The following is a 13,243-nucleotide window of genomic DNA, read 5'->3' as shown; positions in this document are numbered from 1 at the left end:
ATTATCCTTATATTGTATGCCCTTGTTTTTTATAACAGGGGCATTTTTTATGAAGAAAGAAATTAAAGTAGCTTACGAAGATTTTGCCAGCCTTGATGAATTGAGCGTGGCCGATAAAAATTTATGTTTAGAAGCCGTTAAGGCCATGGAAAATTCGCACTCGCCATATTCAAAATTCAGGGTGGGTGCCGCGCTGTTGCTAAAAAGCGGTAAGATAGTTTACGGAAGCAACCAGGAGAATGTGGCTTACCCATCGGGCCTGTGTGCTGAACGTACGGCTTTATTTGCATGGGGAGCTAATCATCCAAACGATCCGGTTATCAGCATGGCTGTTACAGCTCATACAGATGAGTTTGAGCTACTCAAACCTACAACGCCGTGTGGCTCATGCCTGCAGGTAATTGCTGAGTACGAGCAAAAACAACAACAGCCTATCCAGATCTTATTATATTGTATAAAAGGGGCTATATGGAAAACAACAGGTATACAGAGCTTTTTGCCCTTCCTGTTTTTTGAAGACAGGCTGCAATAAACAAAAAGGCCTCTCCCAACAGCTGTCGGGAGAGGCCTTTTATTAAACAGATGTGCTGCTTATTTAAATTTCGAATAAATGTTGGTTACTTTCCAGCCCTTGCTTGAGTTAGTTAGTGTTACAAAATTGGTACGTGTAAAGCCGGCATATTTCATATCAACTTTTACAATAGCAACATCCGGAGTGCTTTCGTTAACTGTTGTAGTAACAAGGCAGTTTTGCTCAACATTTTGATCTGCTTTTAACGACTCCAAAAATTCAGATTTGCTAAATACTACTGTTTTGCTTCCTTGCTCAATGCTGTATTTCAAATTATCATCCAATAAAGGTGCTAATTCTTTAACATGGCCGCGGCTGATGGCATCAACATAAACATTTACGGCGTAGTTTACGCTCATCTTGTCATCGTTGTTGTTGTAAATTGAGTTAGCTTTTGCAGCGCCAAAAGTCATAACTATAAGTAATCCCAGGATAGTTGCTTTTAAAGTTTTCATTGTCTTAATTTTTTATGATTTAATAATTGTTGTTTGTTATTTACGTCTATATGACGGTGATAAAAACAATACGTTACAGCCAAACAAAAATATTTTTTTCATTTAACAAATATTTAACATTTGTGTTAATTAATTGTTATTAATAGCTGGCTGTGAGTTAGTTATAATAAATTACAAGTAACAAAATGTAAATATATTAACGGGGTATAACATGCCAAAAACACCTGTTTTAATAAATTTTTCACTGGGGTGATTTTGGCTCAAAAAAAGAGCGCCCCGAAATTGCGGGGCGCTCTTTTTGTATAGTACTAACCTTTAATTATTTAAAGGTAGAATAGATGTTTGTAACTTTCCAGCCTTGGGTGGTGTTGCTCATTGTTACATAATTTGTACGGATACAATCAACATATTGCATTTCAACTTTTACAACTGCGATATCCGGAGTTGGGTTGTTTACTGTTGTTGTAGTAATACAGTCTTGAATGGTATCAGCATCTTCCAGGAAAGCAAGGTAAGTTTGTTCCTTGTTGTAAACCATCTTTTTATTGCTGCCTTCAATGCTATATTTTAAGTTATCGGCCAGTATGTTGTTCACATCTTTTACATCGCCCATGGTTACCGCGTTAACATAAGTGTTTATCGCGTAGTCAACAGAAAGTTTTGCATTGGCGTTGTTGCTATTTACAGTGTTGTTTGATCCGTCTGCTTTTGCAGCTCCAAAGCTTAATACAATTACTAAAGCTAAGATTGTTGTAGTTAAAGTTTTCATTGTTAATGTTTTATGATTTTAAAATCGTTATGTTTTTTGTTATTTGTGCTTATATGACAACACCACACGGGGAACGTTACACACAATTTTTACTTTTTTTTATTTTTAACAACCCTTTAACATTTAAACACGGCTATCTCTGTTTAAACCGGGTTTTCGTGCTTTTTATTCTTTGTAACCTTTTTGCACGGTATCCGAATAGATGTTGGTAATCTTCCAACCCTTTTCCGAATTAACCATAGTTACAAAGTTTATGCGCTTAAAGGTGCTGTATTTCATTTCAATGCGCGCAATAGTTACATCGGGGGTTTTATTAATTACACTGGTGTTTATCAAACATTCCTGCGCAATGTTTTCAACACTTTTATAGTATTTCAAAAGCTCTTCCTTTCCAACAATGTAGCTTTTGCCGGTGTATTTAATAGTACATTTCAGGTCATCAGCCAATATTTTGCTTAGGCCTTCAATCCGTCCACGCCCTACGGCATTTAAATACGTATTGAGATCGTAATTGATCGTAAGCATATCATCGGTAGTTGCTTTGCGGGCCTGTGTATTGCTGAATATCAGCATTACTAAGGCCATGGTTAGGGTTACTGCATTTTTCATAAGCATGTTTTAATTTTATGGATTACTAAACTGCTTAAGGGACACCCGTATATTTATTTGGTTACTTCAATTCTTCATGTATTTCGAGTTTGGTTATATTCGCTTATGGTTGAGTTTAACACCATCATACTAAAATTTGCCGATCAGGGTGAGAAAACCGGCTGGAGCTATATTGATATACCGTTAGATATAGCCGAACAACTGCTGCCCAACAATAAAAAATCTTTCAGGGTACGCGGCATGCTGGATGCTTTGCCGGTAAGCGGTATGGCACTAATGCCCATGGGCGAGGGCAATTTTATTATGGCACTCAAGGCGGATATACGTAAAGGGATACGAAAAGGCGAAGGTGCGATGCTCAAAGTATCGCTTGAACACGACCCGGATTATAAAGTTGAGATACCCGACGACCTGCAAGAGTATTTTGATGCCGACCCCGAAGCATTTGAGTTTTACAACAGCTTACCCAAAAGCCACCGCGATTACTTTGTTAAATGGATAAACGATGCCAAAACCCGGGAAACCCGCGATAAACGTATTGTTAATACAGCCAATGCCATGGTCGGCCGCATGCGATACAATGAAATGATGCGCGCTTTAAAAGCTCAAAGGTAAGCTTAGCTTACCAGGCCATCAAAATAGCTATCCCTAAAATCATCCGAAAAGTGCAGCACGTTGGGTAGTTGCGCAAACTCATCTTGATGATGGGTAGTAGTAAGTACTACTGATTTCATACCGGCATTCAACGCGGCTTCGGCGCCTTTGGGTACATCTTCAAATACCAAACAATCAGCGGGGGCAATGCCCAGTTGCTCTGCAACCTTCAAATAAGTTTCGGGATGTGGTTTGCTCAGCACCACATCATCGGCGCTAACTATGGCTTTAAAATAGTGTCGTATATTCAGGTTATCCAACACAAAATCGATATTAAAAGGAATAGCCGCCGAACCAATGGCCATGGGTATACCCTTTTGGTAAGCGGCTTCTAAAAACTCTTTCAATCCCGGTAACAGGGCCAGTTGAGGCAGGTATTCCTGCTGGTAACGTTTTTCCTTTTCGTAAGATAGGGCCACCATTTCATCCATCGTAAACCTATCAGGGCCAAACATACGGACCAGCACCTCGGGGTTTTTGCCATACATCTGCTGTTTTACTTCGTCCCAGGTAAAATTTCCGCCAAGGTCATTGTTCAACAAATAGCGCCATGCACGGGTATGGTATTCCATATCGTTTATCATGGTACCGTTCAGGTCGAATATAAAAGCTTTAAAAGATAGTGCCATGCCGCAAAAGAGTACAAAATTTTGCGGATGAGCAATTAAAAGGTGGATTTTGAGATAGAATAGACAATCAACGGCTATTAAAACTAATCCACAAAAAAGCCCTCCCGCCAGCACGCGGAAAGGCTTAACTTATACAAAGGCATGGTACTAAAACCGGAAAAGGTAAAAGCTTTACCCTTTCCACTTCTGTAGATTATGCCATTATGAACATCCCATACTGTTACCACAGTTTAAGCATTTGTAACAAGTGCCCGAGCGCAACGTAGTATGCCCGCAAACATTACAGCTTGGCGCATCGCTTTGTACACCCATGCTCAAGTCAACAGTATATTGTTTCTGACTGCTATTGCCACTTACTCCTGCTACTGGCGAAGCAACCGGTTCATACACATTGCTCATATCCGGGTTCATATCCTCATCCTCCATCATCGGGTTGCCGGTGATGCCGTTTTGTTCGGTAATCACATGCACCAGGTCGGTACGGTTTTGGTACTCATAGCCCAGCATCCTAAAGATATAATCGATTATAGAAGTTGAGCTTTTAATGTTCGGGTGCCCCGCCACCATGCCTGCAGGTTCAAAGCGGGTAAAGGTAAATTTCTCCACATACTCTTCCAATGGAACGCCGTACTGTAAACCTACCGAAACGGCAATGGCAAAGCAGTTCATTAATGAGCGGAAGGTAGCGCCCTCTTTGTGCATATCCACGAAGATCTCACCTAAAGTGCCATCCTCATACTCACCAGTGCGTACGAACACTGTTTGCCCGTCTATACTTGCTTTTTGTGTAAAGCCACGGCGTTTGCCCGGCAGGCTTTTCTTTTGCACCACGCGGCTTAGCTCACGCATAAAGCGGGTATCTTTACTTTGTTCCATTATCGCTATAGCGGCTTCTAAAACCTGCTCGGGCGTAAGGTCGCTTAGCTTTACATTGGCAGCCTGGCCCAATACTTCTTCTACGGTTTCCAATTTTTCGTCAGATACATCTTCTTTCGTATCTGATTTTGTGGATAGCGGTTGCGATAATTTACAGCCATCCCTGTAAAGGGCATTGGCTTTAAGGCCCAGTTTCCATGATAGCTCGTAACAATCTTTTATCTCTTCAACCACAGCCTCGTTAGGCAGGTTTATAGTTTTTGATATAGCTCCCGAAAGGAAAGGTTGTGCCGCAGCCATCATTTTAATATGCCCGTGCGCATGTATATAACGCTCGCCTTTGGCTCCGCATTTATTGGCGCAATCAAATATCGGGTAATGTTCTTCTTTCAGGTAAGGGGCACCTTCAATGGTCATGCTGCCACAGATGTACTCGTTTGCCTCAGCTATCTGCTGACGGGTAAAGCCCAGAGCTTTTAACAGGTTAAAATCGCCTGCATTGTATTGCTCGGTGGTAAAGCCAAGACGTTTCAGGCAATCCTCGCCTACTGTCCAGATGTTGAAGGCAAAGCCTATCTCGAAAGCAGAAACAACAGCCTTGTCTAATTTTTCTAATTCATCATCGCTAAAGCCTTTTGCTTTTAACGATTGTAAATTGATATGTGGTGCATCATGTAAAGTAGCCGCGCCTTTGGCGTAATTAACTATCGCTAAAACCTCGTGGTCTTTATAACCCAGGTTGCTCAACGCTTCGGGTACTGCCTGGTTAATGATCTTAAAATAGCCGCCGCCAGATAGTTTCTTAAATTTAACCAGTGCAAAGTCAGGCTCAATACCGGTGGTATCGCAATCCATTACCAGGCCTATAGTACCGGTTGGTGCAATAACCGTGGTTTGCGCGTTACGGAAACCATACTTTTCGCCCATTTCAACAGCTTTGTCCCAGGCATTGCAAGCGGCAGATAATAAATAATCCGGACAATATTTCTGGTCAATTCCAGGAGGGGCGATCTCTAAACCTTCGTAATTATCTGTTGAGTTATAAGCCGCGTAGCGGTGGTTACGCATTACACGCAGCATGTTGTCTTTATTATCAGTATAACGGCTAAAAGTGCCTAACTCCCGTGCCATTTCGGCCGAAGTAGCGTAAGCTGTACCCGTCATTATCGCTGTAATAGCACCGCCAATGGCGCGTGCCTTATCACTATCGTAAGGGATGCCGTTCACCATTAAAGCCGAACCTAAATTAGCGTAGCCTAAACCAAGGGTACGGTAATCGTATGATAATTGTGCAACTTCCTTTGATGGGAACTGCGCCATCAGCACTGATATTTCCAATACAATGGTCCAGATACGGCAACTGTGCTCAAAGCCTTTTACATCAAATACGCGGGTATCGGCATCAAAATAATGCGCCAGGTTAATGGATGCCAGGTTACAGGCTGTATTATCCAAAAACATATACTCCGAACAAGGGTTCGAGGCATTAATACGGCCACCCGCAGGGCAGGTATGCCACTCGTTTATCGTCGTATCAAACTGTACACCCGGATCAGCGCAGGCCCATGCCGCGAATGCGATATCGTCCCATAGTTTTTGGGCGGGAATAGATTTAATGGTTTTGCCGCTCATGCGGCTGGTGAGGTTCCAGTCGTTACCACCTTCTAAGGCGTTAAAGAATGTATTGGGTATGCGTACCGAGTTATTCGAGTTTTGGCCCGATACGGTTTTGTAGGCCTCGCCCTCGTAATCGGATGAATAACCCGCAGCTATCAGCGCGGCTACTTTTTTTTCTTCTTCAACTTTCCAGTTTACAAAGCTTTCTATTTCGGGGTGGTCCAGGTCAAGGCAAACCATTTTGGCTGCGCGGCGTGTTGTTCCGCCAGATTTAATGGCACCGGCTGCCCTGTCGCCTATTTTAAGGAATGACATTAATCCTGATGAATAACCGCCACCTGCCAGTTTTTCATTATCGCCGCGTATCTTACTAAAATTAGTACCTACACCAGATCCGTATTTGAAGATCCGTGCCTCACGCACCCAAAGGTCCATTATGCCACCTTCGTTCACCAGGTCGTCATCAACCGAAAGGATAAAGCAGGCATGTGGCTGCGGGCGCTCGTAGGCGGATGTTGATTTTTCGAGTACCTCGGTAACCGGGTTCACAAAATAGTGCCCCTGCGGCTTGCCTGTGATGCCGTACGAAGTATGCAAACCTGTATTGAACCATTGTGGCGAGTTTGGCGCGGCCAGCTGACCAACAATGGTGTAAACGATCTCATCATAAAATATATCGGCATCTTTACTTGTCGCGAAATAGCCATAACGCTGCCCCCAGTCTTTCCAGCAATTGGCCATACGGTGGGCAACCTGTTTAATGCTTTTTTCTGAGCCTGTAGTATCACCGGCCAAAGGCACACCGGCTTTACGGAAATATTTTTGCGCCAAAATATCAGTAGCCACCTGCGACCATGACGAGGGCACCTCAACATCATTCATCTCAAAAACCGCGTCGCCGGAAGGATTGCGTATTACCGATGAGCGCTTATCGTATTTAAACAGATCATATACATTAACACCCTCTTTACTGAAGTACCTGTCGAGTTTTAAACCTTTTCCGGTTTGCCCTGCCATTTTTTTAGTATTGCCTTTGCTCATATCTGTATGTTTTAAAATAGATGTAACTGCTCGAAAAATTAAAAAGGGTTTTAATCCAAATTTATCTTTCTGAGCTACCCGATACTATTCAGAGTTTTCCACATCGTGTTAGGTACCAATATACTTAAGCCTAAACAGTACTTAATTTATTAGCATACAGAGCTTTGGAGCTGTTGAAAACTATAAAACAAGCGAAATGATCCTCATCATTTGAATGTCAAAGAATAATGACAACAGGGTGTGTATACGTAACAAATCGGCTTAAACTTTTGTCTGAAGCTATAGTCGAACCAATACATTAAAAATGAAAAAGATGAGCTTCCTTGTAATATTCTGGAATTATTACTTCGGCAACCTCGACAGGTTGTTCATGCAAGTTTGCGTGGCGGGGGTATATTAAAACTCTGCTACCTTAAATGAAAAGGCCTTTCATCGTTACGATGAAAGGCCTTTTTTTATTAAATTGCGTCATTGCGAGGCACGAAGCAATCCTAAACTATTCATTCACGCCAATGCATGGCGGTTACATGCCTATCGAAGATTGCTTAGTTCCCCGCAATGACGTAAATAAATTATTCAACCACAGTTACTTTCAGCATATTGGTTTTACCTTGTTTAGCAATAGGTATAGCGGCTGTGTTAATTACAATATCACCATTCTCTATCAGGTTTTCGCTTTTCAGGATACCGTTCACATCGCTAATGGTTTTATCAGTACTTTCTAATTTATCGTAATAAAAAGCTTTTACCCCCCAAACCAAACTTAAAGCATTAAGCAGGTTACGGTTTGATGTAAAAATATAAGTGGATGCTTTAGGCCTGTGGCTCGAAATTTCGAAAGCGGTATAACCCGATACCGTCATTGATACGATGCCCACCGCGTTTGTTTGCTCCGACAAATATACCGCCGAGTTACATATCGCGTCGCCAATTAAACTTGAAGATGAAACACCCTCACCTTTTGGCGCGTTATATGGATAGCCTAACTCTTCTACATTATGTACAATCTTTGCCATTGTTTCGATAACGATCAGCGGGAACTCACCTACCGATGTTTCGCCGCTCAGCATCACCGCATCGGCGCCATCTAATACAGAGTTGGCTACATCATTCACCTCGGCACGTGTAGGGCGCGGGGTAGTGATCATCGATTCAAGCATCTGCGTAGCAATAATTACCGGTTTTGATGCCGCGCGGCATTTACGGGCAATCATTTTTTGCAGTAAGGGTACTTCTTCCAAAGGCATTTCAACACCAAGATCGCCACGGGCAACCATTACACCATCGGTAACTTCAATAATGGCATCAATATTGGCAATAGCCTCCGGTTTTTCAATTTTAGCGATAACACGGCTTGATTTACCACTGCGGCTGATGATACGTTTCAGTTCAACAATATCTTCGGCAGTACGCACAAATGATAAACCTATCCACTCTACATCGTTCTTCAGCGCAAAGTCAAGGTTAACCAGGTCTTCTTCGGTTAAGCTTGGGATAGAAACTTTGGTATTAGGCAGGTTAACACCTTTACGCGATGTTAAAATACCGCCGTGCATTACTTCGCAAACAACAGTGTCTTTACGGTTTGTAGTAACTACTTTCATTTGCAGTTTACCATCATCCAATAAAATGATCTCGCCTGCATGTACATCCTGCGGGAAGGTATCGTAAGTAATGTATATCTGGGTGTCATCACCAATACACTCATTGGTGGTAATGTTGATACGGGTACCGTTCACTAAATGGATACCGCCATCTTTAACTAAACCTATACGTATTTTAGGGCCCTGTAAATCGGCAAGGATACCTACGTTTATTTTATATTTTTCGTTTATCTCGCGGATGGTATCAATAGCCACCTGGTGATCTTCGGGCCTGCCATGCGAAAAATTAAGACGGCAAACGTTAACGCCGGCCTTAATTAAGGATAATAAAACATCTTTTTTTACTGATGCCGGCCCCAGTGTAGCAACAATTTTAGTCCGGTTATTTGAAACTTTCATTTTAATATTTTTGGTTTATGGCTAATCAAGCTATATAGTGTACTTATTACACCAAGTAATTAAGCCGCTAAAATAATAGATTTTCTCGTGATTTTATCTTTTTTGGATCAACCTTTACTGCGGCCACTATTTCGGGTATGCGGTTTAGGCCCGTTATGATGGTTTCAAGGTCATTTTCGTCAATATAATTTTTTATCATCAACAGGTAATCGGTTTTGTTCATTTCGGGTATCAGGTATCCATCGGTACCTTTATTTGATATAAAAAAGTAATCGGTTTCGCTATCGTCCCTGTTAAAGTTATAAAAAGAAAAGTACGATTGCCCGCCAATGTTCAGGTCAATCTCCAGGTCATCAATTTTGGCAAAGTTAAAATTAAGCGCACGGTTTATTAAAAAGCACAAGCGATAGTCTTTTAATGATGATGTGATGGCTATCAGCACAAAATCCAGGTCTATCTCAAACTTTAGTACTTTCTTATTCAAAATTAATATTAACTTTAATCTGGTGTAAAAGTACGAACGAAAACACCATGTACAATGATTATTATTACATAAAAACAAACAAAAAAGCACATTAAGCCTTCTATATTTTTATAAACCAATCCATCATATCCGGAAAATGCAAGGGCACAAAAAATGTTATTATTTGCCTAATCGATTTTAGATTTGATATTTGATATAATTTATTTTTCTTTGCACAGAATTTATTTAATCATTAAACTATTAAGAGTATGTCTGATATCGCTTCAAGAGTAAAAGCTATTATCGTAGAAAAATTAGGTGTTGACGAAAGTGAAGTAACACCTGAAGCAAGTTTCACCAACGACCTTGGTGCTGACTCATTAGACACCGTGGAATTGATCATGGAGTTTGAGAAAGAATTTAACGTGGCTATACCTGACGATCAGGCTGAAACTATCGGTACTGTAGGTCAAGCAATTGCTTACCTTGAAAAAAACGTTAAATAAGAACTCCCTAAGACTATTAAATGGAGTTTAAAAGAGTTGTAGTTACAGGGCTTGGAGCACTTACTCCAATTGGCAACACCGTTCCGGAATATTGGAACGCGTTGGTGAATGGAGTAAGTGGCGCTGCCATGATTAAAAGTTTTGATACCACCTATTTCAAAACCAAATTTGCATGCGAAGTAAAGAACTTTGACGCTGATGGTTTTTTGGGCCGTAAAGACGCCAGGAAACTTGACCCCTTTGTTCAATACGCGCTATTCTCAACCGAGGAGGCTGTTAAAGATGCCGGGCTTGATTTTGATAAACTGGATACCAGCCGTATTGGTGTTATCTGGGGTTCGGGCATAGGCGGTTTAAAAACCTTTTTGGATGAGGTGGTTAACTTTGCAAAAGGTGATGGTACGCCCAAATTCAACCCTTTCTTTATCCCTAAAATGATAGCTGATATTGCCCCTGGCCATATCTCCATCAAATACGGGTTACGCGGACCAAACTTCACCACGGTATCTGCATGTGCTTCATCCAACAATTCGTTGATAGATGCTTTTAACTATATCCGTATGGGTAAAGCTAATATGTTTATCAGTGGTGGTTCTGAAGCTATTATTAACGAAGCCGGTATTGGCGGGTTTAATGCCATGCATGCCTTATCCACCCGGAATGACGACCCTGCAACGGCTTCACGCCCGTTTGACCTGGACCGCGACGGTTTTGTGGCAGGCGAAGGTGCCGGTACTATTATTTTGGAAGAATTAGAGCATGCCCTGAAACGCGGCGCTAAAATTTATGCCGAAATGATTGGCGGCGGCATGAGTGCCGATGCTTACCACATGACGGCCCCACACCCTGAAGGCCTTGGTGCCGCCCTGGTAATGAAGGCCGCTTTAGAAGATGCCGGTTTAAACCCTGGCGATATTGACTATGTAAACGTTCACGGAACATCAACCCCAATTGGCGATCCGCAGGAAATAAAAGCGATACAGGAAGTTTTTGGTGAAGATGCTTACCGCATCAACATCAGCTCAACAAAATCAATGACGGGCCACTTATTGGGCGCCGCCGGTGCTGTTGAAGCAATTGCTGCTATATTGGCTTTGCAACACAACATTATTCCACCAACCATCAATCATTTTAATGATGATCCGGCGTTCGATCCGCGTATCAACCTTACCTTTAACAAGGCACAGGAGCGTGAGGTAAACATCGTTCAGAGCAACAGCTTTGGTTTTGGCGGGCATAATGCTTCTGTTATTTTCAAAAAATACCAGGCTTAATTGGTTTTGAATGCCTATCATCAGGTTATATAAGCTTCATTTTTCGCCTAACCGTAAATACGTAAAATCATTAAAAAATTTGCTCGGCTTTGTACCGGGCAATTTGTCGTTATACCGGTTGGCTTTCCGCCATAAATCGGCAGCGCAAAACGTTAAAAAAGGTGTAAAAAACAGTAACGAACGCCTTGAGTTTTTAGGCGATGCCGTGTTAGGCAGTGTAGTTGCCGAAACCCTGTTCAAACTTTACCCTTACGAAGACGAAGGATTTTTAACCGAACTGCGCTCAAAAATTGTAAGCCGTGTAAATCTCAATCAACTGGCCCGTAAACTGGGTTTTGAGCAGCTGATAGAGTATGACAACCGCATGGTAAGCTCAACACGCCAGGGTTCGTTATTAGGCGATGCCTTTGAGGCATTGGTAGGTGCCGTGTATTTAGATAAAGGTTACGATTTTACCAAAGAGTTTTTGGTGAACCACATCATCAAATCGCATATTGATATCCAAAAACTGGAACAAACCGAAACCAACTTTAAAAGTAAACTTATTGAATGGTGCCAGCGCCACAGCAAAGATGTTTCATTTGAGTTGGCTGCCAACCTTGAAGGTGAGAATAATAAACTGTTTACCATGCAGGCCAGCGTTGATGGCGAAATATTAGGCATAGGCAAAGAGTTTAATAAAAAGAACGCCGAAAAACTGGCCGCTGAGAAGGCTTGCGAGGCGTTAGGGATTTAAAAATCTGGCATTTCTACAAGCGATGTTCGGAAGCGTTAGATATACATCGCCTGATTCTCTGTCGTTCCGAATACAAAATTCGCAAAGTTCTCTCCCGTTGGTCTAGATGACAAAATAGGCATGTCGAGATATATCGCTTCCGAATGTATAATTCGCAAAGGTCTCTCCCGCTGGTATAGATGATAAAGAGGAGAACTACGGCACCAACTTAGGCAAAGCGGGTTCGCCTTCCTTCTCAAACTTATCGTATGCTTTTTTGATATAGCTTATCGCATCATAATCATTCCAGTTTTTGCATTCATCATAAGTTGGGCGATAGCTGTCCATAAAATTTTTCAGCTTTACGTCTTTCAGGCCGGTAGCCAATTGCACCTGTGCCACGGTAAACTTACGGCTTATGGCCTGTTGTTGTAATTCGTTATCGGCATCACGCTGAAAGCGCCGGGCGTTCTTGGAGTCCGAACCAAAAATATTAAACAAAGCATTTAATGGATGAAAAATGTTGGATAATACACTTGCCTTACCGCCATTGTAAACTCCCTTTTTATTATAGTCTTTCATTACCTCCTGCAATTCTTGTTTTTTGGTAATATCCCGTATCTCAACTTCGTTCAGGGTAACGTTGGTATGCATATAAACCACCAGTACAAAAGTGCTTAATACCTGTATCTTCTGGTCGGTATAACCTTTCTTTTTAAACAACAGGGTATCGCCAATGGCGCAGTTAATTTTAAAGGTGCCAATGTCATCACCGCCCGCTATCAAACCTGTTTTTAAATTGGCAACAATAACTTGCCCTACACGCTCCGAACCATTTTTGTTGTAAACTACACCTGTTAAAGTAAAAGCCGCGCTTTGCGCAAAGCTGAGGCTATAGCAAGCCATCAACACCATAACCAATATTGACTTCAAAAATTTAGCGGGTATATAACTTATCGTTTTCAATTTTATAAAAATAGCCATTTAGCTGCGGTAAATTGTTAAAAGCTTGTTAAATATCATTTAAACACCTGTTTACGAATAAATTTCTATCTTTGCGC

Annotated in this window: 13 protein-coding genes; 5 read left to right on the top strand and 8 right to left on the bottom strand. The window is 41.7% G+C overall.

The annotated features are described in order from the left end of the window. The first annotated feature begins 49 nt into the window (after nt 1–49). Nucleotides 50–532 (top strand): cytidine deaminase, encoded by a 483-nt coding sequence (locus tag KXQ82_RS00465; RefSeq protein WP_219485828.1) that lies wholly within the window; start codon nt 50–52, stop codon nt 530–532. A gap of 59 nt (nt 533–591) precedes the next feature. On the opposite strand, the gene KXQ82_RS00460 is transcribed toward KXQ82_RS00465, so the two are convergent. From KXQ82_RS00460 to KXQ82_RS00450, 3 genes are all read right to left on the bottom strand, one after another. Continuing rightward, a complete protein-coding gene (locus KXQ82_RS00460) occupies nt 592–1,026 on the bottom strand; it encodes a nuclear transport factor 2 family protein (protein WP_219485825.1) in 435 nt (144 codons plus the stop codon). A gap of 319 nt (nt 1,027–1,345) precedes the next feature. After that, nucleotides 1,346–1,795, bottom strand: a complete 450-nt coding sequence (locus KXQ82_RS00455; protein WP_219485822.1) for a nuclear transport factor 2 family protein — start codon at nt 1,793–1,795, stop codon at nt 1,346–1,348. Nucleotides 1,796–1,960: 165 nt separating this feature from the next. Continuing rightward, on the bottom strand, nt 1,961–2,404 hold the full coding sequence (locus tag KXQ82_RS00450) for a nuclear transport factor 2 family protein (RefSeq protein ID WP_219485819.1): 444 nt from the start codon (nt 2,402–2,404) through the stop codon (nt 1,961–1,963). A gap of 105 nt (nt 2,405–2,509) precedes the next feature. Between KXQ82_RS00450 and KXQ82_RS00445 the strand changes: the two genes are divergently transcribed. Next, nucleotides 2,510–3,019 carry a YdeI/OmpD-associated family protein gene (locus tag KXQ82_RS00445; protein ID WP_219485817.1) on the top strand — a complete coding sequence of 170 codons (510 nt, stop codon included), beginning with the start codon at nt 2,510–2,512 and terminating at the stop codon, nt 3,017–3,019. Nucleotides 3,020–3,021: 2 nt separating this feature from the next. Here the strand turns inward: KXQ82_RS00445 and KXQ82_RS00440 are convergent, their stop codons facing one another. From KXQ82_RS00440 to KXQ82_RS00425, 4 genes are all read right to left on the bottom strand, one after another. Further along, nucleotides 3,022–3,687 (bottom strand): HAD family hydrolase, encoded by a 666-nt coding sequence (locus KXQ82_RS00440; protein ID WP_219485813.1) that lies wholly within the window; start codon nt 3,685–3,687, stop codon nt 3,022–3,024. Nucleotides 3,688–3,888: 201 nt separating this feature from the next. Beyond that, a complete protein-coding gene (locus tag KXQ82_RS00435) occupies nt 3,889–7,221 on the bottom strand; it encodes a vitamin B12-dependent ribonucleotide reductase (protein ID WP_219485801.1) in 3,333 nt (1,110 codons plus the stop codon). A 572-nt stretch (nt 7,222–7,793) separates the two neighbouring features. Further along, nucleotides 7,794–9,224, bottom strand: a complete 1,431-nt coding sequence (gene pyk, locus KXQ82_RS00430; protein ID WP_219485798.1) for a pyruvate kinase — start codon at nt 9,222–9,224, stop codon at nt 7,794–7,796. Between the two features lie 67 nt (nt 9,225–9,291). Beyond that, nucleotides 9,292–9,708, bottom strand: coding sequence for an IPExxxVDY family protein (locus KXQ82_RS00425; RefSeq protein WP_219485783.1), 417 nt, complete (start codon nt 9,706–9,708; stop codon nt 9,292–9,294). Nucleotides 9,709–9,956: 248 nt separating this feature from the next. On the opposite strand from KXQ82_RS00425, the gene KXQ82_RS00420 reads away from it, so the two are divergent. From KXQ82_RS00420 to rnc, 3 genes are read left to right on the top strand one after another with little or no spacing between them, the layout of a single operon-like run. Beyond that, entirely contained in the window at nt 9,957–10,193 is a 237-nt protein-coding gene (locus tag KXQ82_RS00420) for an acyl carrier protein (protein ID WP_008508386.1), read from the top strand. A gap of 20 nt (nt 10,194–10,213) precedes the next feature. Beyond that, nucleotides 10,214–11,467, top strand: coding sequence for a beta-ketoacyl-ACP synthase II (fabF, locus tag KXQ82_RS00415; protein ID WP_219485780.1), 1,254 nt, complete (start codon nt 10,214–10,216; stop codon nt 11,465–11,467). Nucleotides 11,468–11,477: 10 nt separating this feature from the next. Further along, nucleotides 11,478–12,203 (top strand): ribonuclease III, encoded by a 726-nt coding sequence (gene rnc, locus KXQ82_RS00410; protein ID WP_219485764.1) that lies wholly within the window; start codon nt 11,478–11,480, stop codon nt 12,201–12,203. Nucleotides 12,204–12,398: 195 nt separating this feature from the next. Here the strand turns inward: rnc and KXQ82_RS00405 are convergent, their stop codons facing one another. Further along, nucleotides 12,399–13,166 (bottom strand): hypothetical protein, encoded by a 768-nt coding sequence (locus tag KXQ82_RS00405; protein ID WP_219485762.1) that lies wholly within the window; start codon nt 13,164–13,166, stop codon nt 12,399–12,401. Nucleotides 13,167–13,243 lie beyond the last annotated feature (77 nt).

The organism is Mucilaginibacter rivuli, assembly GCF_019391655.1.
GTDB classification, from domain to species: Bacteria; Bacteroidota; Bacteroidia; order Sphingobacteriales; family Sphingobacteriaceae; genus Mucilaginibacter; species Mucilaginibacter rivuli.
The sequence above is the reverse complement of the archived record's forward strand: the minus strand, read 5'-3'. Positions and strand labels throughout refer to the sequence as shown.